This window comes from Nocardiopsis halotolerans DSM 44410, from assembly GCF_000341065.1.
GTDB classification, from domain to species: domain Bacteria; phylum Actinomycetota; class Actinomycetes; order Streptosporangiales; family Streptosporangiaceae; genus Nocardiopsis; species Nocardiopsis halotolerans.
Genome location: NZ_ANAX01000090.1, coordinates 24377 through 48844, shown reverse-complemented (window position 1 = coordinate 48844; position 24468 = coordinate 24377). Strand labels below are relative to the sequence as shown.

Below are 24468 nucleotides of genomic sequence, written 5' to 3'. Positions count from 1 at the left end.
CTGGATGCTCTCGTGCCTGTCGGCGGAGCCGACACCCCGCGCGCGGCCCTCGCCCCCGCTGTGCAGTGCCTCGCGGGCTCGGCGGCACCGCGCAGCGGGGGTCCGACCGTCCCTCGCGGGACGTGGCGCGCGGCGCGGCCCGGTTTGGCCGTGCGGGCGTCACCGGCGCGGCGGGAGGCGGCCCGTGGGCCGCGGGCACGGAACGGTCCAAAGAACACGACCTAGTGGTGGAAGGCGTCGCGGTAGGAGCAGTCCAGCCCGGCCTGACCGCCGACCTCGAACAGGCTCAGCTCCGTCAGGCGCTGGCGCGCCTGGTGGCGGGACAGGTTCCACGAGGCGAAATCGTCGGAGGTCTCGACCAGGTCCTGGAACCCGACCAGCACGCAGTCGCGTTTCTCCTCCTCCAGCTCCATCAGCGCGGGGACCGCGTCGGCGGACAGACCCCGCAGGTACAGGGTGTCGATCGCGTTCACCTCCAGGTTCCGCTGGCTCTCGGCGATGCGCAGGTCCGGGTTGCCGTAGGCGAACACGGCCAGGGCCACCCCCGCGAAGGCGGCGGTGACGCGGGGCAGCCAGGCCGCGGACCGGCCCAGGGTGTTGCAGGCGCCCGCCACGAGCACCAGACCGAACAGCCCCGCGCTCCACACGATCCACGCCTCGGCGGTGGCCCGCAGACGGGACAGGCCGAAGGCGTCGATGTACAGCTGGAGGCGCATCATCGCCGAGGCGAGGATGACCAGGGTGAGGACGCACAGCGCTCCGAGCAGGGCGTTGCGCAGGACGCGGGTGGTGCGGGACGGCAGGACGCGGACGACCAGCCCGATGACGCACAGCACGAGCACGCTGACCACGAGCAGCTGGAAGAAGCCCTGGCGGGCGTACTGGGCGTAGGTGACTCCCGCGACGCGCTGGACGTAGTCGTCACCGCCGAACATGGCGACGGCCTGTACCGCGAGGAACGCGCTGAACAGGGCGATCAGGGCGACGAGCGGGATCGTCAGCACCCACACCGGCAGGGAGTTCGGGCGGGAGGAGGCCGGCGCGGGGCGGGGGACGCGCCTCGGCGCGTGGCGCCGGCGGGCGGTCAGCACCGCGGCGCCCGTGAGGAGGACGGCCGCCGCCATGGCGAAGAGGTTGCCGAAGAGGGTGAGTCCGATGTCGTCCGGGAACAGGTGGGAGAGCGTGTCGTCCAGGTAGCTGAGGAACACCGCGTCGGCCGTGGCGAACAGCAGGCCGAAGACGAGCAGCAGCGCGCCGGTGACCACCACGGTGAGCACGACCGGCCCGACCAGGTGCCGGGACCGTGCGCCGCGTAGCGGGGCGGTCAGGAACCGGGGCGTGGAGGGCAGGTTGCGGAACAGGGCGAGGGAACCGGTGAGGACGCCCACGGCGCCCCTCCGGGAGGCGGGGTTGCGCGCGGCGAAGGCCATCGAGGCGAAGAAGAAGGACGCGCCCAGGGTCCAGAAGAGCACCCAGCCCGCGTCGCGGAACAGTGCCGTGAACAGGAGGACGGCGGAGAGCACGCCGTAGGTCGCCGACCAGGTGTGGGAGTAGCGGTCGGGCCGGGGCTCGGGACCGGGGTCGGTGCTCCCGGTCGGCGGGGCCGCGGCGAAGCCCGCGTGGTGGGGGGCGGGGTGGGCGTGGGCGCCCCGGTGGCCGTCTGCGGGGTGTGCGCCGGTGGCCGGTCCGGCTGGCGCGGTGCCGGGCGTCTCCGGAGTCCCGGCGGCCGGGGGAGCCGTGGTGGCGCCGGAGGGCTCCACCGTCTTTGCGGCCTCACTGGTCGCGGGGGTTGCGTCGCCTTCACCAGTCTCGGAGGGCTTTGCGGTATCCGTGGGCTCACCGCTCGCGGGGACCTCCTCGACCTCACCGGTTTCGGAAGACTCCGTGGCCTCGGCAGCCTCGGTGATGCCGTTCCCAGGTGCCTCTGCCGTTTCGGAGGCCTCAGCGTCCTCGGGAGGCGCAGTCGTGTCCGGGGCACCAGCGCCCCTCGGTGTGGCGTTTCCGGCTTCCGTGTGTGCCGGTGCGGCTTCGGACTGAGCGGTGTCTCCCGTCGCGGAGGGCGCAGCGGTGTCCGTGGCCTCGTCAGTCGCGGTGACCTCGTCAGTCTCACCGGAAGGCTCCGTCGCACCCGTGGACCCGCTGCCCTCGCCACCACCGTCCTCGGCGGTGTTCCCGGGCGGCGACGACCGGTTCCCGGCCTCCGTACCGGCCGCGGGACCGCCTCCCGTCGTCGGCGCGGGCGTGACTCCCGGCTCACGGCCTTCGACGGTGCCGGAGGCCCGGGCGCTTCCGTCCCCCGGTCTCCCCATGGAGGGGGAGTCCTCCTCCACCCCGCTCTCGGGGATGGCGGGACGCACCACCAGGGCGGAGAGCGCGGTCAGTCCCGCGACCACACCGGTGATGACCAGGCCGAGTCCCGGCCGGTTCAGCGTGGCCAGCAGCGCGGCCACNNGCCACACGGGTGCCTGGGGCAGGGGCCCCCGTGGCCGGTACCGGTAGGCCGGGTCCTGGTACATCCGCTGGTACTGCTGCGCGTATGTCAGGTGCGTCTGGGGAGGGCCGTAGTACTGGTGGGCCGGGGGAGCACCGGGCATCCCCGGAGCACCAGGCGGACCGGTGGGACCAGCGGTGTCGGGGTGGCCATGCGGGCCTGGAGAGCCCACCTGGCCGGGCGGACCCGGCGGATCCGTCACGGATTCCGTCCCCCGGCCCACAGAACCCTGGGCGGTCTCGTTCTCGCTCACCGCATGCCCCTTTCCACGACGGCGTCAGACTTCCTGATGCTGTCGTGAGGTGGGACAGTCCACGAGCGCGGACGGTTCACACAGCGCCTGGATTATCGGTGGATACCGGGTGTTGGGGCGCATGACGGAAGCCGTCGCTCCGCGGGCGTTTCCGGCCGGTGCGGTGGCCGCGGAGGGCCGCGGAGGGCCGCGGGGGCCTGCCGTGCCGCCATGGCCGCCGCTCCCCGTGAACGGTCCCGGCCACCGCACTAGTGTCGGGAAGGACACACAGCCGTCCGCGCGAGGAGTCAACGACGATGCGAGTCAGGATCGACTACGACCAGTGCGAGAGCAACGCCCTGTGCATGGCCGCCGCCCCGGAGGTGTTCGAGGTCCGCGACGACGACTTCCTCCACCTGCTCACCGAGGAACCCGACACGGCCTCCCACGAGCACGTCCGCCAGGCCGAGCGCATGTGCCCCAAGAGGGCCATCACCGTGCTGGAGTCGTAGCCCCCGCGGCCTCCAGGGCCTGGTCCCACGTCGTCGGCTTCTCCAGCAGTCCCCGGTAGCGCATCGTCCTCGGCGTGGAACGCAGCCCCAGCACACCGGTGAGCATTCCGTCCCGGCCCAGGAAGGCCACGAACTTTCGGTTCTCCGGGGAGCCGTGCACGAAAGCGACCTGATCGGCGGGGGCGCCCTGCCCCAAGAGCTGGACCTTCATCTTGTATTGGTCGGACCAGAAGTAGGGCACCGGAGTGAAGGGCGTCCGCCCCTCCGCCCCCGCCAACAGGTTGTGCGCGGCGGCCTCGCCCTGCTCTCCCGCGTTGGTCCAGTGCTCCAGCCGGATCCGTCCGCCGTAGCGCGGGTGCGGCCAGTTCGCCAGGTCGCCGACCGCGTACACGTCCGGCACCGAGGTCGCGGAGTACTCGTCGCACGCCACCGATCCGTCGGCCAGCAGCTCCACCCCCGACCCGCGCAGCCACTCGGTGTTCAGGTGCACGCCGATCCCGGCGACCACCAGCGTGGCCTCCACGGCGGAGCCGTCGGCCAGGCGTACGCGTTCCACCCGCCCCCGGCCCTCGAACCCGGCCACGCCCACACCCAGGCGCACGTCCACGCCGTTCTCCCGGTGCAGCTCCGTCAGGACCTCGCCGATCCGGGGGTCGACGACCCGGGTCAGCGGCGTGGGAGCCGCCTCCACCAGGGTCACGTCCATGCCCACCGCGCGGGCGCTGGCCGCCACCTCGGCCCCGACGAAACCGGCACCGACCACCACCAGGCGGCCACCGGAGTCGAACTCGGCCCGCACCGCCTCGGCGTCGTCCAGGGTGCGCAGGACGTGCACGCCCGCCAGGTCGGTGTCGGGGCGGCGCGCCCGCGCGCCCGTGGCGATCACCAGACCGTCGTAGCGCACCCTTCCGCCTGCTCCGTCGACTCCGTCGGCACCGCCCGGGCCGGACACGCTCACCTCGCGGGCGGTGGTGTCCAGACCCACGGCCCGGGTGCCGGGACGGAAGTCCAGGTCGAGCGCGTCCACGGCCTCGTCCTCGCGCAACCGCAGCGCCCGGTGGCCCACCAGCCAGCCGGGGCCGCCGCCCGAGGGGTCCATGCCCACACCGGTCAGGACCTCCTTGGACAGCGGCGGACGCGAGTAGGGCCGGTGCGCCTCCTCGCCGAGGAGCGTCAGCCGCCCCTCGTACCCGCGTTCGCGCAGCGCCTCGGCCGTGTGCAGTCCGGCCATCCCGGCGCCGACGATGACGATGTCGTTGAGGGTGTCCCGCACGGTGGTGTCCCTTCCGGTGGTGGTCCCCGGGGTGCGGTGGTCCCCCGGGGAGAGTGCGTCAGAGCGGGCGGACCTCGCCGACGGGGGCGCCACCTCCGTGGACGTCGACGCGCAACCGGTCCTGGACGGGGGAGACGTCCACGCCGATGGTCCGCAGCGCGTCGAGTGCGACCAGGGTACGCGCGCGCTGCTCGGCGTCTCCGTCGCTGATCTTGACGGCGACGGTCTCGCCGGTGGCGGCGCTGAGCACCAGGACGCCGTCCGCGCCGATCTTGGAGACCAGACCGGGCATCCGCGTCATGAGGTCGGTGTCGATCCGGTCCGTGCCCGCCACGTACAGGGGGTGGGCGCTCATCGCGTCGACGACGGCCCGCTCCGGTCCGCCCTCGGGCGCGGTGCGCATCCGCCACAGACCGCGGGCCAGTCCGGCCAGGGAGACCGCCATCTGGGGCGCCCCGCAGCCGTCCACGGCGGTGTGCGCGACCGGCTCCTCGCACAGTTCCTCGATGGTCTCGCGGACGAGCACCTGGAAGGGGTGCTCCGGGTCGAGGTAGTCCTTGGTGCTCCACCCCTGGACGACGCAGGCGGCGAGCATGCCCGCGTGCTTGCCGGAGCAGTTCATCAGCACCCGCTCGGGCTCGCGTCCGGCGCGGACGAACTCCTTGTACGCCTCCTTGCCGCCGGGCGCGCTCGGCGGACAGCCCAGGTCGTCGGCGGTGAGCCCGGAGGCGGCGAGGACGCGCTCGGTCTCGGCGGTGTGGACGTCCTCACCGGAGTGGCTGCCCGCGGCGATGGCCAGGGCGGAACCCTCCAGGGACGCGCCCGCGCGCAGCATCGCCAGCGCCTGGAAGGGCTTGGCGGAGGAACGCGGGAACATGGGCTGGTGCACGGGACCGCGCGCGTAGGAGATCCGACCGTCCGCGGCCAGCCCGACGACGGCTCCGTAGTGGACGCTCTCCAGCATCCCGGACCGGGTGACCTCCGCCAGGGGGACGTACTCGGGCAGCGGGCTCTGGGGCATGCGGTTCTCCTCGCCGTTGAGGTCGGGGCGGACGTACGTGGGCGTGTCCATGACGGACACGCGTAAGAACGTTACATAATCCACCTTTCTTCCGGTCGTCGCACGCCCGTGGACCACCGGCAACGCCTCCGGGCACCGGATCCCGCCAGAGGCCCGGGGGCCGGGAACGACGTCGGGCAGCGTGCGAGGGGTCCGCTGTCGGACGCGGGGAGTAAGGTCGGTGCCGGTATGCGGCAGGCGAGAAGGCCGGTTGACGCGGTGGACGAAGGAGTGGGGCACACGATGGGAACGCTGCGGATGGGCGCGCTGACCCGGCGCAGGGTCGGTATGCGGGCGGCGGACCTGGAGTACGCGGTGCTCGACATGGAGACCACCGGCCTCGAACCGCGTGAGGGCGCGCGCATCGTGGAGATCGCGGTGGTGCGCGTACGCGGTGACGGCAAGCTGGTCGAGGAGTTCAGCACCCTGGTCGACCCGCGCGCGCCGGTGGGCGGGCAGGAGTTCCACGGGATCGGCGAGGGCGACACCGTGGGCGCCCCGACCGCCGCCCAGGTGACGCCCAGGCTGACCGAACTGCTCTCCGGAGCGGTCGTGGTGGGCCACAACCTCGACTTCGAACAGCGCTTCCTCGCCGCGGAACTGGTGCCCGCCGGACTGCCCACGGGCCAGTCCGGCCTGTGCACGCTGCGTGCGCTGCGCTCCCAGGTGGAGCTGGACCGGTACTCGCTACCGAAGGCGTCCTACCGGCTCAGCGGCGACTGGCCGACCGGGCAGCACACGGCGCTGGGCGACGCCCGCGCCTGCGCCAAACTGCTCGCGGAGATGCTGGCCAACGCTCCCGGTGATCTGCGTTACGGCGGTCCCGCTCCCAGGAGTTTCACGGTCCCGGCGGACGGGACGCGGGAACCGGTCCGGTGGAAGCCGCGCACGTCCGCGCCGCCCGGCGGTCTCGCCCCGTTGAGCTCCTGGCGGGCACGGTGGCGACCCCAGGAGCTGGATCCGCTGCTGTGCGGCGGTGTCTTCGGGGACACGGACCGGGCGATCGCGGAGATGGCCGCGCACCGTGACACCCGTTTCCGCGAGCGGTTGGCCGCGGTCGCCGCCGTGACGGGCGGGATCGCGGCCACGGCCGCGGGCGGGCTGCTGGTGCGCATGGCGGGCGAACGCGGCGGTGAGGGCCTGCGCGACCTGGTCGACCGCGGGCTCCGGTCCGGCCGGGGACTTCCGGCCGGGCGGAACGGCGGGGACGGTTCCCCGCGCCGGAGGCTGGGCCGGATGGGCCGGACCGGCGGAGCCGTGTTCGGGCACCGGGCCGGGTTCGGAGACTGAGCAGGTCAAAGACCGGACAGGTTGAGGAAGAACGCCACGATCAGGGCGCTGCCGCCGAGCGTGGTGAGTAGCGCCTGCCCCTGTTCGGTGAGCTTGGCCGACACCAGTCGCACACGTGGGCGGACCCCGGAGTGCTGGGCGGTGGCCACGGAACCACCGCGGCCGGCACGGGCGCCGTGGCCGGTGCGGGCCGTCGGAAACCGTCCGGGGACGTAGCTGGGCACCTTGTTGAACAGGGCGACCGCGACCAGGACGGCGCCGAGGAGGATCAGCACGAGGGACACGTCGGAGAGGGCCTCACAGTCGGTCGAAGGGGTGGCCGCCCGGAGGGGCGGACGGAGCACCGATTCTGACCGATGTCGCCGTACCGTTGCGACTTGGTATCGCCTGGCCAACGTTGGGGCGCGGGTTACGGCCCAGCCCTTATGACCGTGTGCTTCCGTGTACCCACTCCGGGTTTTCGGCCTGGAGTTCGCGGACGTGTTTACGGAAGCACGGTGTCCACGGTTTCGGCCTCCACGCCCAGGGCCCGGAGCGCGAACCGGGTGACCAGGGCGTGGGTCTGGTCCAGGTCGATATCGCCGTTGACCAGGGGCAGGCGCTGGGAACCGACCATCGCCAGGGTGAGCCGGGCGACGTGTTCGGCGGGCAGGGGATCGAACTCGCCCGCGGTGGTGCCCTCCTCCAGGATCTCGGTCAGCAGGCGCTGCATGGGCGCCACGTGGGCGGCGAGCGCCTGGTAGGCGTCCGGGCCGAGGCTGGCCCCGAGCTCGGCGGCGGGCGGGTGCGGATGCGCCATGATGCCCTCCAGCTGGAGGCGGACGAACGCCGAGAGCCGCCGTGCCGCCGAGACCCCCGAGGGCAGTTCGCGCCTGTACCGCTCGACGAACGAGCTGTTGACCTGCTCGGTGAACGCCAGGAGCAGTGCGGGCTTGTCCGGGAAGTAGTTGTACAGGGCGGTGCGGGTGATCCCCGCGGAGTTGGCCACGTCGGTCATGGAGACGCGGTCGATCCCCTGGGTCCGGATCAGCTCGTCGACGGCCTCCATGATGCGCTCCCGTGTGCGGGCGCGGTGGGCGGCGATGGTCGGAGCCGTGATCTTGGGCATCTCCCTATGGTGTCACGCCGGGGAGCCGTGCGGGCCGGGTCCGGTGGCGCCCGGAGGCGTGGGCGGGCGCGCCCGTCGAACCGGTGGCGGTGCCCGTCGGGACGGTCCCGGCCCGCGTCCACCGGTTCGACCACGGGGTCACTTCCCGGCCGTGCCGGGTTCCCCGCTGACGGACTCCTGACGGATGTCCGCGTAGGTGGGCGAGTCCTTGATCAGGCCGTCGCAGAAGGCGGCGACATCGTCGCCGACGACTTCCAGGACTCCCCTGCCGGCCGCGGCGCCCTCCTCGGACGGGTCAGCCGTCCGGGTTCCGCGGTCGCCTCAGGCGGCGTCGGGCACGTACGCCCGGCCCAGGTCGGCGAACACCTCGGTGTTGAACTGGTAGGCCAGCCGGGTCTCGGCCACCAGGCGGGCCGCCGCGGTCTCGTCCAGGTCCAGCGAGTCGAGCCGTTCCCGGTACCCGGCGCGGAACCGGGGCAGGCTGCCCAGTCCGTCGAAGACGTAGAAGGAGACACCGGCCCCGTCGGTCAGGCCGTAGGTCCTCGCGGCCACGCGGCGGATGAACTGGCCGCCGGACACGTCACCCATGTAGCGGGTGTAGTGGTGGGCGACGAACCCCTCGGGGTGGTCGGCCATCTGCTCGATGCGCGCCGCGTAGGTGCGGGTGGCCGGGGTGGGGGAGACCCTCTCCCGCCAGTCGTCGCCGAGTAGGTGCTCCAGGTCGCGGACCAGGGCGGGGACCCGCTCCAGTTCCGGGTGGTGGAACCTTCCGACGACGGGGTTGTCCGCAAGGCGCCTGCCGACCTCCTCCAGCGCGACGTAGGCGAAGTAGTGCTGGGCGACCATCCCGGTGTACCCGGCGAGGGAGAGCGTGCCGTCCATGAGGGCCCGGGTGAACCCGTGGTCCTCGGCGGCCCGGTGGTCGCTCCAGGTCGCCGCGCGCAACCGCTCGGAGAACGTCTCGGGCGAATCGGGGGTGGCTGTCGCGGAGGCCTCGGCCGTTGCGCTCATCCGTGCTGTCCGCCTTCCGTGTCGCACGCTTGATGACATGATGTCATTTAGACGCGCGGCGCTGTCAAGGGGGATACGACACCCTGTCGCGAAAGCCTGGCCCGCAGGCCGCCCCCTCCCGTCCTCGCTCGCCTTCGGCTTCGGCCCCGGCCTTCCCGTTCCCGGTCCCATCCCGTACTCGGTCCCCTCCCGCCCCCGGTCTCACTCCGTCCCCGGTTCCGGTCCGTCCCCGATTCCGCGCCGAACCCTCTCCGGGGCTTCTCGGGTACGCTCGAAGGGACCCGGAGTGCCCCCCGTCACACCTTGCATGTGCCTGTGCATGCGCATATGCCCGTTCTCCCCCGAATACCGGGGCCCGTGCCGTACGGTCTCCACGGACGGGCGTCACGCCCTCACTCAGGGGGAACGCGGCGGCGTTTCCGTTTCCGGGGGTTGGATGTGTCTCGTCACGGCCGCTGGTCAACAGGTCGCTCGGGCGATTATCGTTTGGGTGGCGTGCGGTCCGAACCGCCAGGAAGACCCGAGGTGTCCCCCAGGGGTCACGCGGCGCGACAGAGCACCGACGGACCGGCAGACCAAGGGCGATGAGTGGATACCAGGAGAACAAGGCACGATCCCGTGACGGTGATCGGAGAGGAGGCGGCACAGGCCGCCTCCGCCAACGGCGCTGCCTCACACGGCAGGGCCTCCCTGGGCGACGACACGGTCCTGAGCGAGCAGGTGGAGGCTACCGTCGAATCGGTTGACGTCCTGCTGATCGAAGACGATCCAGGCGACGCCTTCCTCGCCGAGGAACTCCTCGACGAGACGGTCCTGACCACCCGGATCACCTGGGTCCCGACCCTCGCCGAGGCGCGCGAGCACCTCAGGGAGTTCCGCGGCTGCGTGCTGCTCGACCTCAACCTTCCCGACGCCCAGGGGCTGGACCTGCTCCGTGAGGTGCTGGAGAGCGCTCCCGCCGCGGCCGTCGTCGTCCTCACCGGACTCGACGACGAGCACGAGGGCGTCGCCGCCGTGGCCGCGGGAGCCCAGGACTACCTCGTCAAGGGACAGGTCGACGGCTCGCTGCTCGGCCGCAGCCTGCGCTACTCCCTCGAACGCCGCCGCGCCGACGAGAACGCCCGCCAGTTGCGCGAGGCCCGCATGAGCGCCCGCGAGAACATGCGCCTCGAACGCGGCCTGCTGCCCCAGGTCCTCCTCCAGCGCTCCCCCTCGAACACCGCGCCTACTACCGCCCGGGCCGCAAGCGCGCCCTGGTCGGCGGTGACTTCTACGACGCGGTCGAGAAGGACGGCACCACCCACGTCATCATCGGCGACGTCAGCGGGCACGGCCCCGACGAGGCCGCCCTCGGCGTCAGCCTGCGCATCGCCTGGCGCGCCCTCATCATGGGCGGCGTCGACGAGGAGAAGGTGCTGCCCAACCTGGAGGGCATCCTGGTCAGCGAGCGCGCCCAGGAGGAGATGTACGCGACGCTGTGCATGGCCAGCCTGGACACCGGCGACGACCGCGTCCGGCTCCGCGTCCTCGGCCACCCGCCGCCGATGGTCCTGCGTGACGGCGAGGTCGAGGAGACCCGGGTCACCCCGCAGCCGCCCCTGGGGGTCTTCCCGGTCGAGCAGACCGACACCGACACGGTCGTGCTGCCCGTCGGGGCGACCATGCTCTTCTACACCGACGGCCTCGTCGACGCCTACGACGGCGCCCCGCCCGCCCGACTGGAGGTCGCGGGCCTGCGCCGGATGGTCAGCGGCGTGCTGGAACAGGGAACCTCCCTGATCCACCTGCCCGAACGAGTGGTGGACGAGGCCGAGCGCAGCAACGGGGGACCACTCCAGGACGACGTGGCGATGCTGCTCATCACCCACGGAGAGGTGGAGTGAGACCGACCGGAAAGGGACCGGCCATGGAGACCAACGCATCCGGGCCGGACCCGGACACCGGTGTGGGCGGAGGAACGTCGACCGGTGACGCGTCCACCGGGGAAACGCCGGCCAGCGGCATGTCCATCGGCGACACGTCGACCGGGGGCACGCACTTCGTCAACGGCGCCGACCGCGAGCAGAAGCGCCCGTCCCGCGAGTCGTGGAGCCTGCGGCGGCGCGTCACGAGCCTGCTGACCGTGGTCGCCGTCGTCCTGGTCATCGCGGTGTCCGTCATCACCCTGGCGGCGTTCCGGGCCCGCGAGTCGCTGGTGCTCCAGGTCGACTCCCTGACCCCCGCCGTGAGCGCGGTCGAGCAGACCCACTCGGCCTACCTCACCCAGGACCACGCCCTGCGCGGCTACATCCTCACCCAGGACCGCGAGTTCCTCCAGCCCTACGTCGAGAGCCAGCTGACCCTGGCGGAGCACCATGCGGTCCTGGAGCAGCTGGCCGAGGACAACCCCGAGGTGGCCACCAACGTCGACGACCTGCTCGCCGCGGGCCGGGTGTGGACCGAGGAGTTCGCCGAGCCCGCCCTGGAACAGGTCAGCAGCGGACAGGAGGTCTCCCAGGAGGAGTTGCGGCGCGGCCGAATGCTGTTCCTGGACCTCAGCCGCATCAGCGACGCCACCACCCAGCAGCTGGAGTCGGAGATGCGGCAGGCCCGCGAGGGGCTGACCCTGGCCACCCAGCAGGTCGTGGCCCTGCTGGTCCTGGTCGGCCTGGTCGTGGTGTTCCTGTCGGTGTTCCTGTGGGTGATGCTGCAACAGTGGGTGCTGCGCCCCCTGGAGGAACTCGCCGGACACATGCGCCAGGTGTCGGAGGGCTACTTCGCGCACCGGATCTCCCTGCACGGCCCTCCGGAGATCGTCCGGCTCGGACACGACGTGGACGCCATGCGCGAGCGCATCGTGCGGGACCTGGAGGAGGTCGCCTCCGCGCGGCGCAAGCTCCAGGAACAGTCCGTCCTCATGGAGAACCAGACCGAGGAACTGCGCCGCTCCAACCTGGAGCTGGAGCAGTTCGCCTACGTCGCCTCCCACGACCTCCAGGAACCCCTGCGCAAGGTGGCCAGCTTCTGCCAGCTGCTCCAACGCCGCTACCAGGGCCAGCTGGACGAGCGCGCCGACTCCTACATCGACTTCGCGGTCGAGGGAGCCAAGCGCATGCAGACCCTCATCAACGACCTGCTGGCCTTCTCCCGGGTCGGCCGGACGAGGAACTTCGCGCCGGTCGCCCTGGACGACGCCCTGGACGACGCCCTGAACAACCTGTCCACCCGCCTGGAGGAGGCGGGCGCCGAGGTCACCTGGGATCCGATGCCGACCGTCCAGGGCGACCGCACCCTGCTCACCCAGGTGTTCTTCAACCTCGTGGGCAACGCCGTGAAGTTCCGCGGCGAGGAGGAACCCCGTGTCCACCTCAGCGTCGAACGGCGCGAGGACGAGTGGGTGTTCTGCTGCGCCGACAACGGGATCGGAATCGAACCGCAGTACGCGGAGCGCATCTTCGTGATCTTCCAGCGGTTGCATACCAGGGACAAGTACACGGGGACCGGTATCGGTCTGGCGATGTGCAAGAAGATCGTGGAGTTCCACGGGGGACGGATCTGGCTGGGCACCGACGCGGACGCGGCCGAGGAGACCGGAACCTCGGCGGACGGCGACTCCGACCGGACCGGAACCCGCATATGCTGGTCCTTGCCCGCCGACACCGCGGAGGACGAGGATTCGGCTCCTGACAGGGAAACCGCCGGAACCCCTCTCGTCGATAACGGAGTCGAGGGCACCGAGGACGCCGAGACCGACCCCGCGGAATCGGCTCCGACGGCCGCACGACAGTCCACGGGTACGGATGTCCCGGAGGAGGACGGCGCCGGACCGGATGACGGTTCCGGCGACACCCGTCCCGCTCCGCCCGACACCGGTGGCGGTACGGTTCCCCCCGGTCACGGGGCGGGACCCTGAGCAGGGGTCTGAAGCTTGAGCGAGGTCATGTTGGTGCATCCCATCGAGGTGCTGCTGGTCGAGGACGATCCCGGTGACGTCCTGATGACCAAGGAGGCGTTCGAGGAACACAAGCTGGGCAACCGCCTGCACGTGGTCTCCGACGGCGTCGAGGCGCTGCGCTTCCTGCGTCGCGAGGGTGAGTTCGCCGACGCGCCCCGCCCCCACCTGATCCTGCTCGACCTCAACCTGCCCCGCAAGGACGGCCGGGAGGTGCTGGAGGAGGTCAAGAACGACGAGGACCTCGCGCACATCCCCGTCGTGGTGCTCACCACCTCGGAGGCGGAGGAGGACGTGCTGCGCAGTTACCGTCTGCACGCCAACGCCTACGTGCCCAAGCCGGTGGACTTCGAGCAGTTCATCCGGGTGGTCCGGCAGATCGACGACTTCTTCGTCAGCGTGGTGCGCCTGCCCAAGGGCTGACCGGCCACGCCCCCCGGGGCCAGGCGCGGTTCTCCACGGTTCCTCACAGGGGCTACCTCGCCGCTCCTGACCGCGGTTTCATGGAAACAGGAGGGCCACACCCACCCTCCCGCCTCGTGCTGCCCCGGCCCCGGACCCGGGGTTCGCGCGGGCTCCGCACCGTGCCCCGGGGCCGCCACCCCCGTCCCGGCACGGTCGTCCCCGCCAACCCGCCCGCCATCCCCGTCCGCCAGCGCGAACGCGCGGGGCGGGAGCACGTGGGCACGTCGGTTTTTCGTTACGGTAAGAGGCATGAGCTTGCCGGAACCCCGTGATCCCGCCGGTCCCTACCGCATCAGTGTGGTGTGCCTGGGCAACATCTGCCGCTCGCCCATGGCCGAGAAGATCCTCACCGCCGACCTCGAACGCGCCGGGATGAGCGACCTGGTGGAGGTGGACAGCTACGGTACGGGCGACTGGCACGTCGGCGGCGGCATGGACCCGCGCGCGGCCTCCACCCTGCGCGTGCACGGCTACCTCACCCACCACACCGCACGCCAGTTCGCCCACGACGTCCTGGCCACCCGCGACCTCGTCCTCGCCATGGACCTGGACAACGTCGACGAGCTGCGGCGCGTCATCGACGAGTACGGCGAACGGTACGGGTTCGACATGTCCCGCCTGCGCCTCTTCCGCTCCTTCGCGCCCGACGTCAGCGCCAACCCGGAGGTCCCCGACCCCTACTACGGCGGCGACGACGGGTTCACCGCCGTCCTGAACATGGTGGAGGCCGCCGCCAAGGGCCTCACCGGCGAACTCGTCACCCGGTTGCGGCGGTAACGCCGGTGGAGGGGGAACCGATCGTGCGGGCCTTCGGAGGCGGGGACGACGGCGACGGACCCCGTGAGGGCCGCCGCAGGGATCCGGTCAGAGGAACCATGGCCGAGCGCCTCACCGTCCTGCTCGACCGCGACGTCAGGCGCGCCGCCCGCGCCGGAAGCAGCCACGACTGGGACATCCACTACGCCGAACTCACCGACGGCACCCGCCTGTTCGTCAAGGCCCTGCCGCGCACCGCCCCGCCCAGCGGGGTGCTCACCGCCGAGGCGCGCGGTCTGGACTGGCTGGGCCGGGCCTTCGGCTCGCCCGTCGTCGACGTCGTGGCCTGGGACGACCGTATCCTCGTCCTGCCGTGGGTGGAGCAGCACGAACCCACCGTCCGCGCCGCCGAACGCCTCGGCCGCCAGCTCGCCGGGATGCACCTCACCGGCGCCGACCACTTCGGCGCCGACTGGCCCGGGTACGTCGGCCCCCTGCCCATGGACAACACCCCCTCCCGCGACTGGCCGCGCTTCTACGCCGAGCAGCGGCTGCGCCCCTACCTGCGCCAGGCCCTGGACCAGGGGTCCCTCACCCCCGCCGACGGCCGCGTGGTGGAGAAGGTCGTCGACGCGGTCGCCGACCTGGCCGGGGACCCCGAGCCCCCCGCGCGCATCCACGGGGACCTGTGGAGCGGCAACGTGCTCTGGCGCGAACAGGACGCCGTGCTCATCGACCCGGCCGCCCAGGGCGGGCACCGGGAGGCCGACCTGGCCATGCTGGCGCTGTTCGGCCTGCCCCACCTGGAACGGGTCCGCGACGCCTACAACGAGGTGGCGCCGCTGGCCTCCGGATGGCGGTCGCGGGTAGCCCTGCACCAGCTGCACCCGCTGCTGGTCCACGTGTGCCTGTTCGGCGCCGCCTACCGGACCACGACCCTGGAGGCCGCACGCACCGCCCTGCGCGGCGGCTGACCGGGCGGAACCGGACCCCGGCCGTCCCCGGACTCCCACCGCCCGACGAACCGCACCCGTTCCGCCCTCCCCACCGACCCCGCTCTCCCCACCGACCCCGCCGCCCGTGTCCCGGCCTTCCGAAGGCCCTCCAGGGGCTCCTCAGCCCTTGACGCTGCCCGCGAGCAGACCGCGCACGAAGTAGCGCTGGAGCAGGAAGAACACGGCCAGCGGCACGATCATCGACACGAACGCCCCCGCGGTGAGCCGGTGCCAGTCCTCACCGCGCGTCCCGGCCATCTCGGCGAGCCGGACGGTCAGCGGCGCGGTCGCGCTGTCGCCGCCGGTGAAGATCAGCGCCACCAGCAGGTCGTTCCACACCCACAGGAACTGGAAGATCCCCAGGGACACCAGCGCCGGGGCGCTCAGCGGCAGCACGATCCGCGTGAAGATCTTTCCGTGCCCGGCGCCGTCCACCCTGGCCGCCTCGAACAGCGACGGCGGCAGCTGCGAGACGAAGTTGTGCAGCAGGAAGATGCCCAGCGGCAGCCCGAAGACCGTGTGCGCCACCCACACGTTGGTGAACGCCATGGCCCCCGTCAGCTCCCACGCGGGCAGGACCTGGACCCCGCCGAGCGACACCCCCTGCGAGAAGAAGCGCAGCAGCGGCACCAGCGACATCTGCAACGGCACGATCTGGAGCGCGAAGATCCCCAGGAAGAGCCAGTCCCGGCCGCGGAAGTCGATCCAGGCCAGCGCGTACGCCGCGAGCGCCGCCACCCCCAGCACGAACACCGTGGAGGGCAGCGTGATCACCAGCGAGTTGACGAAGTAGCTGACCAGCTGCTCGTCGCTGCCGAACAGCACGTCCTGGTAGTTGGCCAGGGTCACCTCGGGCGCGGAGAAGAACGTCCACCACCCGGTGGTGCGGATCTGCTCCGCGGGCCGGAACGAGGAGATGAACAGCCCGGCGGTGGGCACCGTCCACAGCATCGCGATCACGAGCGCCGCGATGCTGGCCGCCGAACCGCCCAGTCGGCGGCGGACACGACCGGGCGCGCCCGTGCCCGTGCTCGGGGCGTCGGTGTCGGCGACGTTCGGGGTCGTCGTGGTCACGCGAGCTCCTTCGCCTTGCGGTTACGGCGGATCTGCACGACCACCAGCGGGATGACCAGCACGAACAGGAACACCGCCAGGGCGGACCCCTGGCCGGTCTGTCCCTGCTGGAACGCCTGGCTGTACATCTCGTTGGCGATCACGCTGGTGCCGTAGTTGCCCGCGGTCATGGTGCGGACGATGTCGAAGACCTTCAGCGTCTGCACGGTGATGGTGATGAGCACGACCAGCACGGTCGGCCACACCGAGGGCAGGGTGATCCGGCTGAACAGCTGCCAGGCACCGGCGCCGTCGATGCGCGCCGCCTCGGTCATCTCCGACGGGATCGCCTTGATCGCCGCGGACAGCACGACCATCGCGAAACCGGCCTGCACCCAGATCAGCACGAGGATCAGCAGGAAGGTGTTGAGCGGCTGGTTGAGCAACCACAGCTGCGGTTCCCCGCCCAGCCACACCACGATCTGGTTGAACAGTCCGTACTGCTGCTGACCGGCGGGCCGGTAGGCGAAGACGAACCGCCAGATGATGCTGGCGCCGACGAACGAGATCGCCATCGGCATGAACACCAGTGACTTGGCCACCGACTCGAACCGGGACCGGTCGATGAGGACCGCGTAGAGCAGCCCGATGGCGGTGGCCAGGGCGGGCGCGAACAGCACCCACAGCAGGGTGTTGCGCAGGACCAGCAGGATCTCCGGACGCTGGAACATCCAGACGTAGTTGGCCAGGCCCACGAACACCTCGCCGGAGCCGTCGTGGAAGGACAGCACGGTGGTGCGCACCACCGGATAGACCAGGCCTCCGAGGAGCAGGACCAGGGCCGGTGCGAGGAAGAGGAGGGCCTGCCAGCGGTCGCGCCGGGTGCGCGGTGTGTCCATCAGGACGAGCATCAGGCCGATGACGGCCAGGAAGGCGGCGATCCCGATGAGCATCCACACGATCTTGGGAAGCTCGTACAGGAACGAGTACTCCATGGGAACCCTTCTGTCGGTACCCGGAGGGGTGACGGGGTCCGGACGGTGGGGTCCGGACCCCGTGCGGGCGAGGGAGCGGGCGGGACGGGCTGCCGGAACGGACGGTCGGAACGGGCTGCCCCGGTCAGCGGCGGCCAGCGGCGGTCAGCCCTCACCGGCCCGGATCAGGGCCAGGCCGACTCGACGCTCGCCAGGACCTCCTCGGTGGAGGCGCCGGTCACCCAGTCGATGAGTCCGCCCCAGAACACGTCGGTGCCGACGGCGGAGGGCATGGAGTCGCTGGCGTCGAAGTGGAAGACCGTGTTCGGGTCGCTGAGCACCTCGGCGGTGAACCGGTCGGTGGGCTCGGGCAGGTTGGCCGGGTCCAGGTCGGCGTGGGCCGACACCCACGAGCCCAGGGAGGCCCGGGAGTTGGCGAAGTGTCCCGAGGACAGGTACTCGTGCACGGCCACGACCTCGGGGCGGTCGTCGAAGGCCACGGTGAACTCGCCACCGCCCATGATCGGCACCTCCGCGCCCTCCTCCAGCGGGGGCAGGACGAAGCCGTAGACGTCGCCGTCCTCGCCGATCTCCACGTCCTCGGCGAACTGGGCGCCGTAGAAGGAGCCCATCAGGTACATGGCGCAGCCACCGTCGAGCAGCGGCAGCCCGGCCTCCTGGAAGGAGGTGACGGCGATGCTCTCCACACCGCCGAACGTGCCGTTGACGTAGTCCTCGTTGCGGACGACGCCGTCGACCAGGTCGAAGGCCTCCTCGACCTCGGGGGCGTCGAACGGGATGTCGTGCGAGATCCAGTCGTGGTAGACGTCCGTGCCCGAGGTGCGCAGCAGGGCGTTCTCGATCCAGTCGGTGCCCGGCCAGCCGGTGGCCTCGCCGGACTCGAAGCCCACGCACCAGGGCTTGGCGCCCGAGGCGGCGATCGTGTCGCTGAGCTCGATCATCTCGTCCCAGGTCTGGGGGACCTCGTAGCCGTGCTCCGAGAAGTAGGACGGCGAGTACCAGACCATGGACTTCATGTTGGCGCCGAGCGGGGAGCCGTACAGTTCGCCGTCGACGGTGGCGTAGCCACGCCAGTCCTCGCCCCAGCCCGCCTCGACGTTCTCCCGGACACCGTCGGCGACGGGCACGGCGTGGCCGCCCTCGACGGTGCGCTGGATCAGACCCGGCTGGGGGATGAACGCGAGGTCGGGGGCGTTGCCGCCGTCCAGGCGGATGGGCAGCTGGGCCTCGAACTCACCGCTGCCCTCGTACTCGATGGTGATGCCGCTGCACGCGGCGAACTCGGCCCAGGCCTCCTCCAGGAGGTCCGCCTCCTCGTCGCGGATGGAGGCGTAGACGCTCACGGTGCCGCCGGTGTCGGCCCACTGCTCGTAGGGGGAGCAGTCCAGGTCGGAGGCGTCGATGGCGCCGCCGCCTCCCTCACCGCTGAGGTACCCGCAGCCGGAGGCCACGAGGACGAGGCTTCCGGCCGTCGCCGCCACCGCCAGGCGTCGGCGGCGGCCCTTGTGGTCTGTTCTCAGCATGGGGGACTCTCCCTCGTGTCGGAGGCCGCGGGCACCGGACGGTGTCCACGGATGGGCTCGGTGTGACCCAGGGCATGCCGGAATCTGATGGAAGCCGTTCCCGTGGAAAATGTCCACAGATATCGCAAGTTCTTTCGTAACGATGGGGAAACGTGCTGTTCAGAGCGCAGACGCCCCTCCGGAACCCGGGGAGGGGTGAGGGAGGGGCGCGGCGCGGGAACCCCGTCGTCAGGCGGGTCGCGGGCCGGAGCCCGCACGCCCTCACCCGGCGGTGAGTTCCAGAACGGCCTTGCCGCGCAGGCGGCGTTCGAGGAGGGCGGCCACGGCCTCGTCGGCCCCGGCCCACGGGCCGCGCCAGGCGATGCCCGGATCGAGGTCCCCGGAGGCGATCCGAGCGGCCAGCCAACCCAGGTCGTCGGCCGGGGGCGGGCCGTCCTGGAGGTGGAACGTGGTGATGGAGCGGCCGTGCCGCCCGTCGTCCACGAGGAACGCACCGAGCGGGAAGTGTTCGGGCTGTCCGGTCACGTGTCCGAGGGCCACCAGGGTCCCCCCGGCGTTCAACCGGTCGAAGGCCGAGACCATCTGGGGGCCTCCGACGCAGTCCACGACCCCGTCCACCAGGGAGTCGAGCTCCTCGGGCGTTGCCACCACCTCGTGGGCGCCCAGGCCGCGCAGTTCGGCGCCGCGGGCCCCGGGATCGCCGGTGCAGGCGGTCACGTGGGCACCGCCCATGCGGGCGAGCTGGACCGCGTACCGCCCCACGCCTCCGGTGGCCCCGGTGACCAGGATCCTCCTGCCGAGGAGGAAGCCCACCCTGCGCAGGGCGCGCAGCGCGCTGGTGGCCGCGACCGGGGCGGTGCTGAGGGCGCCGTGGTCCGCGCCCGCGGGGGCCGACCCGAGGAAGCCGGTGTCGACCGCGCGCAGCTCGGCCCAGCCTCGGACTGGCGAGGGCCACCCCGTCGATCAGCGCCCACAACCTCCGGTTCTGCGAACACACCGCGGTCCGAGCCCTGGACGTCCTGGGGATCGGCGAGAACGGCGACCCGCGTCCCCGACTCGCCGTGGACATGGTCGTCTCCGCGTCCCGGTACGCGCTGGACGGTTGGGCCGCCGCGCCCGGGAGCCCGGACGTTCCCGACCTGGTCGCGCGGTATCGGGGGGCCTTCGACGCCCTGCCCGGCGGCCTCACCGTGTCCGCCCCCGCCCGCCATCGGCCGTGTTCGGACGCCACGACGGAGCGTGCCGCCCGCCAGCGACGTGCCGAGGGGAACGGCACGCTCTAGATTGGTGGGCATGGCTGACGCACCCGAGGCACAGAGCACACCCGAACACGGCGGCCCCGAGCTGCACGTCGCCCTCATCGGCTACGGCAAGGGCGGTGAGGTCTTCCACGCACCGCTGATCGACGCGGTCCCCGGCCTGCGCCTGTCCGCGGTGGTGACGGGCAACCCCGAACGCCGCCGCGCCGCCGAGGAGCGCTACCCCGGTGTCACCGTGTACCCGAACGTCGCCGAACTGTGGGCCGACGCGGACCGCTACGAGATCGCGGTCGTCACCACGCCCAACGACACCCACGCCCCGCTGGCCCAGGCCGCGATGGAGGCGGGCATGGCCGTGGTGGTGGACAAGCCCTTCGCGCTCACCGCCGGACAGGCGCGCGAGCTCACCGACCTCGCGGACAAGCTGGGCCGGGTGCTCACGGTGTACCAGAACCGCCGCTGGGACGCCGACTTCCTCACCCTGTGGAACCTCATCGACGAGGGAACCCTCGGCCGGGTGCACCGGTTCGAGTCGCGCTTCGAGCGCTGGCGCCCGCGGGCCAAGGGCACCTGGCGCGAGACCGCCGGGGCCGAGACCGGGGGCGGGCTGCTCTACGACCTGGGGCCGCACCTGATCGACCAGGCGATCAACCTGTTCGGGCCGGTCACCTCCGTCTACGCCGAGATCGACACCCTGCGCGAGGGCGTCAACGCCGACGACGACGTCTTCCTCGCGCTCAACCACGCCCGGGGCACCCGCTCCCACCTGTGGATGAGCGCGCTCACCGCCCAGACCGGGCCGCGTTTCCGGGTGCTGGGGAGCGAGGGCGCCTTCACCAGCTTCGGGTTGGACGCCCAGGAGGCCCGGCTGAACGCGGGGGAGCGGGCCGACGCCGCCGACTGGGGCGTGGTCCCCGAGGAGGACTGGGGCGTGCTCGGAACGGACGGTGACACCCGGCGCGTGCCCAGTGAGCGCGGCGCCTACCCCGAGTTCTACGTGGGGGTGCGCGACGCGGTCGGCGAGGGCGAGCCGCTGCCGGTGAACCCGCACGAGGTGATCCACGGGCTGGAGGTCATCGAGGCCGCCCGGCGCAGCGCGCGCACGGGTTCGGTGGTCACTCTCTGACCCGGCGACTCCCGGACCGCCTCCGTGGCCCTATGTTGGAGGAGGTCGCCCCAGGTTTTCGTCGAACACCGAAGGAGAAGCGCCGTGGCCCAGGTCCTCGTGGTCGCAGACGACCTCACCGGTGCCAACGCCACCGGTGCCAGGTTCGCCCGCACCGGGATGCGCGTGGCCACGGTGACACCCGAGCACGTGAGCCGGGTGGTGGGGGACTACGACGTGGTCGTGGCCAACCTGGACAGCCGCCACGTGCCCGCCGAGCAGGCCGCGGACCTGGTCACGGACGTGGTGGAGGCTGTGTGGCCGGTGGGGCTGGTGGTCAAGCGGACCGACTCCACGCTGCGCGGCAACATCGGCGCCGAGCTGGAGGCCACCTACGACGCCGTCCGTGAGCGGGTGCCCGCCGGGACCCGCGTGCGGGTGCTGTGCGTTCCGGCGTTTCCCAGCTCGGGGCGCGTCACCGAGGACGGGGTGCAGCTGCTCAACGGGGTTCCGCTGGAGGACAGCGAACTCGCGGCGGATCCCCTGTGCCCGATGACCACCAGCGTCGTCGCCGACATCCTCGCCGCCCAGACCGACCTGCCCGTCAGACACGTGCCCGTGCGCCAGGTGACCCAGACGATGCTGACGGCCGAGCTGCTCGCCGGTGACGAGCCGATCGTGGTGTGCGACGCGAGCACCGAGCAGCACCTGAGCGACATCGCCGAGGCCGCCGCGGCCGCCCACCACAGCGACGGAACGGTGTGGGTGGCGGCCGATCCCGGGCCCACGGGGGCGCTGCTGGCCTACGCGCTGCGGTTGCGCGGGCAGGCGGGTTCGCGCGGGCCGCTCCTCGGGGTGGTGGGCAGCACCACGGAGCTGACCCGGCGCCAGGTGGCCACGGTGGCGCGGACGGGCGCGGTGCGGTTCGTGGACCTGGACGCGGTGGCGCTCGCCGAGGAGGCCGATGACGACCACGCGGACGGTGTCGCCCGGGAGCTGTCCGAGCAGCTCACGTCCTCCGGTTTTCCGGATCTGTGCCTGCTGCGGGTGGTGAACACCTCCGAGCAGGTGCGGGAGCTGCCCGCCCAGGTCCGCGCGGAGCTGCCCGGACGGATCGCCCGGTTGGTGGCGGACGTGATCAACGAGGTCGCCGACACCACGGGGGCGCACGCGTTGCCCAGTGGGCTCTACCTGACCGGCGGGGACCTGGTGGCGAGCCTGCTGGACGAGTTGGACGTGCACGCGTTTGACGTGGGCGGCGAGATCGTGCCGCTGGCGGTGCACGGGCACATCAGCGGGGGGCCGCTGGACGGAACCCCGGTGGTGGCCAAGGGGGGTCTGGTCGGGGACGACATCACCCTGGTCGAGTGCCTGACCAAGTTGAGGAGGGCGGTGCAGACGCGGTTGCACCAGGTGCACTCGGAGGTGTCCGAGCACGTGGTGCCCACGCTGTTGCGCGACACGGTCTGACCGGGAGCGGTCCCAGCGTGCGGCGGGGCCCTGGTGACGCAGTAGTGGTCACCGGGGCCCCGCTGTTGTTCGTGGAATGTCGGGGAGCTGCTGGGCGAATATGTCAGCCGGAACCGTTGCCGGTGTGACGCATGGGTCCTGACCTGCGCTGACCTTGTACTTATAGCGAGGTTGGAACGTCGAGACTCGCTATAAGTACAAGATCGCCGCGTACGCGGCGGGTTGAGGGGGCGTTTCGGTCGCAGCGTCAGCCGCGCGCGATGGCGAGGAAGGCGTCCCACTCGGCGGCGGGGAAGGGGAGGTGGCCCTTGGCCGGGTTCTTGGAGTCCCGGACGGCCGCTCCGCAAGGCAGGTCGGCGACCTCCAGGCACTCCCCGTTGACGCCGCTGTGGCTGCTCTTCCGAAAGCTCGTGGGGATGTGGGCAACTTCCACACAGTTGGGCTCCTGGCCGCTGTAGCTACTCTTGTGGAAAACCAGCTCGTTGCTCATCCGTCGCTCTCTAGGGATGTGAGCACGTCGGCGATGAACCGTGCGCTCTGTGTGGTGCTCAGGGCAGTGCCCTGGATGTCGCCAAATGTGGCGCTGTATCGGGCGACATCCTTGGGCTGCTCGAAGAATACTGAATCGACCACAGTGCCTACGTGGATGATCGGTAGGTCCAACTGCTCAGGGAACTCCAGGATGCTGAACGGGGCCACCAGTGCCGCATGGGAACCTGCGGAGAAGGGGAGTACCTGCACATCGACGTTGGGCATCTTCGCCATGTGCAGCAGATGCTTCATCTGCTCAGCCATGATCGATGGGTTACCGATCATGCGACGTAGCGCCGCCTCGTCCATGACCACGCGCAGGTGCACGGGATTGAAACGGGTCAGGATCTCCCGCCGTGCCATGCGGGCTTCCACCCGATGAGCGATGTCCTTGGCGTCGGTGTAGCGCCCTCCTTGGAAGAGAGCTTCGGCATACGCCGGAGTCTGTAGCAACCCTGGGATCACAAGTCCTTCGAAGCTGCGGATGACGGACGCTTCGGCTTCGAAGTCAGGTAGTGCCTGATCCCCGAAAACCTCCTTGTATGAGGACCACCAACCACGCTTCTTGGCATCCTTCGCCAGCGCGTGCAGGGCTTGCCGTTGGGGTGGGTCCTCGATGTCTCTGTTGGTCAGGCTACGCCGTGCCCCTTCCCTGTACTGGGGAAACGCGAAGGTCCTACTCCTGCGGGCACGCCGAACCCCCGTCGTCACTCCACTCACGCAAGGAGTCTGTTCGTCATGCCCGCAACCGCGCCCATGCCCGTCCTGCCCGAGGTGACCGTGTCCCTCTCGGAGCTGGTTCCGCCGCGCTACCGCCACTACTTCACCGGCCGGGCCGACCGTGCCCACTACCGCACCCGCCGCTACGACTTCGGTGGCTCAATCCAGTACATGCCGCTGGTGCGCGCGTTCCTGGACACCTGCGCCGCCGACCGCGACCGCGACTACCGCTACCTGTTCACCCTCCTCGGCAGCGAGCTCGCGAACAACGCGCTGGAACACTCGCGGTCCGGTCAGCCCTTCGGGGGCTACACCCTCACCTGTCGGCGCACCCGTACCGGACTGCGCCTGACCTGCCGTGACGAAGGGGCGCGTGACGGTCGCACGGTCGGCCTCGGTCAGCGCTGCCACCTGAAGGCCAACCCCAACGGGTTGGACCTGTCGGCCGAGTCCGGGCGCGGACTGGCCATGGTCAACGCGTTGGCCACCTCGTGGGGTGACAACGGCATCCCCGACTACCGGCAGGTGTGGTTCTTCCTGGCCTACGACCTGACCGACAACCTCTGGAACACCGCCGCCTAAAGCGCGGCTCATCGCGCCACAGACGTGAAACGGGCCCAGGAGAGCGCGGCAACGCTCTTCCCGGGCCCTCCAATCCCAAAATCCACACACTGCGATATGTAAGGAA

Annotated in this window: 22 protein-coding genes and 2 pseudogenes; 11 read left to right on the top strand and 13 right to left on the bottom strand. The window is 71.3% G+C overall.

Annotation, left to right across the window (positions count from 1 at the left end):
* Positions 1–221: 221 nt before the first annotated feature.
* Positions 222–2309: a DUF4153 domain-containing protein gene (locus D455_RS35175; protein ID WP_449289300.1), complete on the bottom strand. Its 2088-nt coding sequence runs from the start codon at positions 2307–2309 to the stop codon at positions 222–224.
* 731 nt (positions 2310–3040) lie between these two features.
* Between D455_RS35175 and D455_RS0107220 the strand changes: the two genes are divergently transcribed.
* Positions 3041–3235, top strand: coding sequence for a ferredoxin (locus D455_RS0107220; protein WP_017570077.1), 195 nt, complete (start codon positions 3041–3043; stop codon positions 3233–3235).
* Here the strand turns inward: D455_RS0107220 and D455_RS0107215 are convergent.
* Positions 3216–4508: an NAD(P)/FAD-dependent oxidoreductase gene (locus tag D455_RS0107215; RefSeq protein WP_026122404.1), complete on the bottom strand. Its 1293-nt coding sequence runs from the start codon at positions 4506–4508 to the stop codon at positions 3216–3218. The genes D455_RS0107220 and D455_RS0107215 overlap by 20 nt on opposite strands.
* Before the next feature lie 58 nt (positions 4509–4566).
* Entirely contained in the window at positions 4567–5529 is a 963-nt protein-coding gene (locus D455_RS0107210; protein ID WP_026122403.1) for an asparaginase, read from the bottom strand.
* A gap of 282 nt (positions 5530–5811) precedes the next feature.
* On the opposite strand from D455_RS0107210, the gene D455_RS0107205 reads away from it, so the two are divergent.
* Entirely contained in the window at positions 5812–6858 is a 1047-nt protein-coding gene (locus tag D455_RS0107205; protein ID WP_017570074.1) for a 3'-5' exonuclease, read from the top strand.
* Between the two features lie 5 nt (positions 6859–6863).
* Here D455_RS0107205 and D455_RS0107200 read toward each other — a convergent pair whose 3' ends face one another.
* The 4 genes and pseudogenes from D455_RS0107200 to D455_RS0107190 form a co-directional block, all read right to left on the bottom strand.
* Positions 6864–7142 (bottom strand): hypothetical protein, encoded by a 279-nt coding sequence (locus D455_RS0107200; protein WP_026122402.1) that lies wholly within the window; start codon positions 7140–7142, stop codon positions 6864–6866.
* Between the two features lie 200 nt (positions 7143–7342).
* Positions 7343–7966 carry a TetR/AcrR family transcriptional regulator gene (locus D455_RS0107195; protein WP_017570072.1) on the bottom strand — a complete coding sequence of 208 codons (624 nt, stop codon included), beginning with the start codon at positions 7964–7966 and terminating at the stop codon, positions 7343–7345.
* 138 nt (positions 7967–8104) lie between these two features.
* Positions 8105–8242: pseudogene (locus D455_RS32575) on the bottom strand (DUF1048 domain-containing protein); the annotation flags it as partial.
* A 45-nt stretch (positions 8243–8287) separates the two neighbouring features.
* Positions 8288–8977, bottom strand: a complete 690-nt coding sequence (locus tag D455_RS0107190) for a biliverdin-producing heme oxygenase (RefSeq protein ID WP_017570071.1) — start codon at positions 8975–8977, stop codon at positions 8288–8290.
* 618 nt (positions 8978–9595) lie between these two features.
* Here D455_RS0107190 and D455_RS29580 point away from each other — a divergent pair.
* The 5 genes and pseudogenes from D455_RS29580 (at position 9596) to D455_RS0107155 (ending at position 15103) form a co-directional block, all read left to right on the top strand.
* A pseudogene (locus D455_RS29580) lies at positions 9596–10860 on the top strand (PP2C family protein-serine/threonine phosphatase).
* A 23-nt stretch (positions 10861–10883) separates the two neighbouring features.
* Positions 10884–12869 carry a sensor histidine kinase gene (locus D455_RS29575; protein ID WP_017570067.1) on the top strand — a complete coding sequence of 662 codons (1986 nt, stop codon included), beginning with the start codon at positions 10884–10886 and terminating at the stop codon, positions 12867–12869.
* 27 nt (positions 12870–12896) lie between these two features.
* Complete coding sequence (locus D455_RS0107165; protein WP_026122399.1) at positions 12897–13331, top strand: response regulator; 435 nt, start codon at positions 12897–12899, stop codon at positions 13329–13331.
* 291 nt (positions 13332–13622) lie between these two features.
* Positions 13623–14150 carry a low molecular weight protein-tyrosine-phosphatase gene (locus D455_RS0107160; RefSeq protein ID WP_017570065.1) on the top strand — a complete coding sequence of 176 codons (528 nt, stop codon included), beginning with the start codon at positions 13623–13625 and terminating at the stop codon, positions 14148–14150.
* 5 nt (positions 14151–14155) lie between these two features.
* Positions 14156–15103, top strand: coding sequence for a fructosamine kinase family protein (locus D455_RS0107155; protein WP_017570064.1), 948 nt, complete (start codon positions 14156–14158; stop codon positions 15101–15103).
* Between the two features lie 141 nt (positions 15104–15244).
* Here D455_RS0107155 and D455_RS0107150 read toward each other — a convergent pair whose 3' ends face one another.
* From D455_RS0107150 to D455_RS29570, 4 genes are all read right to left on the bottom strand, one after another.
* Positions 15245–16198 carry a carbohydrate ABC transporter permease gene (locus D455_RS0107150; protein WP_017570063.1) on the bottom strand — a complete coding sequence of 318 codons (954 nt, stop codon included), beginning with the start codon at positions 16196–16198 and terminating at the stop codon, positions 15245–15247.
* Positions 16195–17172, bottom strand: a complete 978-nt coding sequence (locus D455_RS0107145) for a carbohydrate ABC transporter permease (RefSeq protein ID WP_017570062.1) — start codon at positions 17170–17172, stop codon at positions 16195–16197. The genes D455_RS0107150 and D455_RS0107145 overlap by 4 nt, the downstream gene beginning before the upstream one ends.
* Positions 17173–17336: 164 nt before the next feature.
* Positions 17337–18695, bottom strand: coding sequence for an ABC transporter substrate-binding protein (locus D455_RS0107140; RefSeq protein WP_017570061.1), 1359 nt, complete (start codon positions 18693–18695; stop codon positions 17337–17339).
* Between the two features lie 261 nt (positions 18696–18956).
* Positions 18957–19508 (bottom strand): zinc-binding dehydrogenase, encoded by a 552-nt coding sequence (locus D455_RS29570; protein WP_017570060.1) that lies wholly within the window; start codon positions 19506–19508, stop codon positions 18957–18959.
* A gap of 254 nt (positions 19509–19762) precedes the next feature.
* Here D455_RS29570 and D455_RS35170 point away from each other — a divergent pair, with 254 nt between their 5' ends.
* From D455_RS35170 to D455_RS0107120, 3 genes are all read left to right on the top strand, one after another.
* Entirely contained in the window at positions 19763–19978 is a 216-nt protein-coding gene (locus tag D455_RS35170; protein WP_241480189.1) for a hypothetical protein, read from the top strand.
* Positions 19979–19988: 10 nt separating this feature from the next.
* Positions 19989–21080, top strand: coding sequence for a Gfo/Idh/MocA family protein (locus D455_RS0107125; RefSeq protein ID WP_017570058.1), 1092 nt, complete (start codon positions 19989–19991; stop codon positions 21078–21080).
* Positions 21081–21164: 84 nt separating this feature from the next.
* A complete protein-coding gene (locus tag D455_RS0107120; protein WP_017570057.1) occupies positions 21165–22529 on the top strand; it encodes a four-carbon acid sugar kinase family protein in 1365 nt (454 codons plus the stop codon).
* A gap of 247 nt (positions 22530–22776) precedes the next feature.
* On the opposite strand, the gene D455_RS0107115 is transcribed toward D455_RS0107120, so the two are convergent.
* Together D455_RS0107115 and D455_RS29560 are read right to left on the bottom strand one after the other, a co-directional pair.
* Entirely contained in the window at positions 22777–23019 is a 243-nt protein-coding gene (locus tag D455_RS0107115; RefSeq protein ID WP_017570056.1) for a DUF397 domain-containing protein, read from the bottom strand.
* Entirely contained in the window at positions 23016–23693 is a 678-nt protein-coding gene (locus D455_RS29560; protein ID WP_241480192.1) for a DUF5753 domain-containing protein, read from the bottom strand. The genes D455_RS0107115 and D455_RS29560 overlap by 4 nt, the downstream gene beginning before the upstream one ends.
* Before the next feature lie 105 nt (positions 23694–23798).
* On the opposite strand from D455_RS29560, the gene D455_RS0107105 reads away from it, so the two are divergent.
* Positions 23799–24362: an ATP-binding protein gene (locus D455_RS0107105; protein ID WP_026122398.1), complete on the top strand. Its 564-nt coding sequence runs from the start codon at positions 23799–23801 to the stop codon at positions 24360–24362.
* Positions 24363–24468 lie beyond the last annotated feature (106 nt).

Bases quoted from the DNA above. Each gene is read 5' to 3' on its own strand.
- D455_RS35175 (WP_449289300.1), bottom strand. From the start codon at position 2,309: ATGGGGAGACCGGGGGACGGAAGCGCCCGGGCCTCCGGCACCGTCGAA.
- D455_RS0107220 (WP_017570077.1), top strand. From the start codon at position 3,041: ATGCGAGTCAGGATCGACTACGACCAGTGCGAGAGCAACGCCCTGTGC.
- D455_RS0107210 (WP_026122403.1), bottom strand. From the start codon at position 5,529: ATGCCCCAGAGCCCGCTGCCCGAGTACGTCCCCCTGGCGGAGGTCACC.
- D455_RS0107205 (WP_017570074.1), top strand. From the start codon at position 5,812: ATGGGAACGCTGCGGATGGGCGCGCTGACCCGGCGCAGGGTCGGTATG.
- D455_RS0107195 (WP_017570072.1), bottom strand. From the start codon at position 7,966: ATGCCCAAGATCACGGCTCCGACCATCGCCGCCCACCGCGCCCGCACA.
- D455_RS0107190 (WP_017570071.1), bottom strand. From the start codon at position 8,977: ATGAGCGCAACGGCCGAGGCCTCCGCGACAGCCACCCCCGATTCGCCC.
- D455_RS29575 (WP_017570067.1), top strand. From the start codon at position 10,884: ATGGAGACCAACGCATCCGGGCCGGACCCGGACACCGGTGTGGGCGGA.
- D455_RS0107165 (WP_026122399.1), top strand. From the start codon at position 12,897: ATGTTGGTGCATCCCATCGAGGTGCTGCTGGTCGAGGACGATCCCGGT.
- D455_RS0107160 (WP_017570065.1), top strand. From the start codon at position 13,623: ATGAGCTTGCCGGAACCCCGTGATCCCGCCGGTCCCTACCGCATCAGT.
- D455_RS0107145 (WP_017570062.1), bottom strand. From the start codon at position 17,172: ATGGAGTACTCGTTCCTGTACGAGCTTCCCAAGATCGTGTGGATGCTC.
- D455_RS0107140 (WP_017570061.1), bottom strand. From the start codon at position 18,695: ATGCTGAGAACAGACCACAAGGGCCGCCGCCGACGCCTGGCGGTGGCG.
- D455_RS35170 (WP_241480189.1), top strand. From the start codon at position 19,763: ATGGTCGTCTCCGCGTCCCGGTACGCGCTGGACGGTTGGGCCGCCGCG.
- D455_RS0107125 (WP_017570058.1), top strand. From the start codon at position 19,989: ATGGCTGACGCACCCGAGGCACAGAGCACACCCGAACACGGCGGCCCC.
- D455_RS0107115 (WP_017570056.1), bottom strand. From the start codon at position 23,019: ATGAGCAACGAGCTGGTTTTCCACAAGAGTAGCTACAGCGGCCAGGAG.
- D455_RS0107105 (WP_026122398.1), top strand. From the start codon at position 23,799: ATGCCCGCAACCGCGCCCATGCCCGTCCTGCCCGAGGTGACCGTGTCC.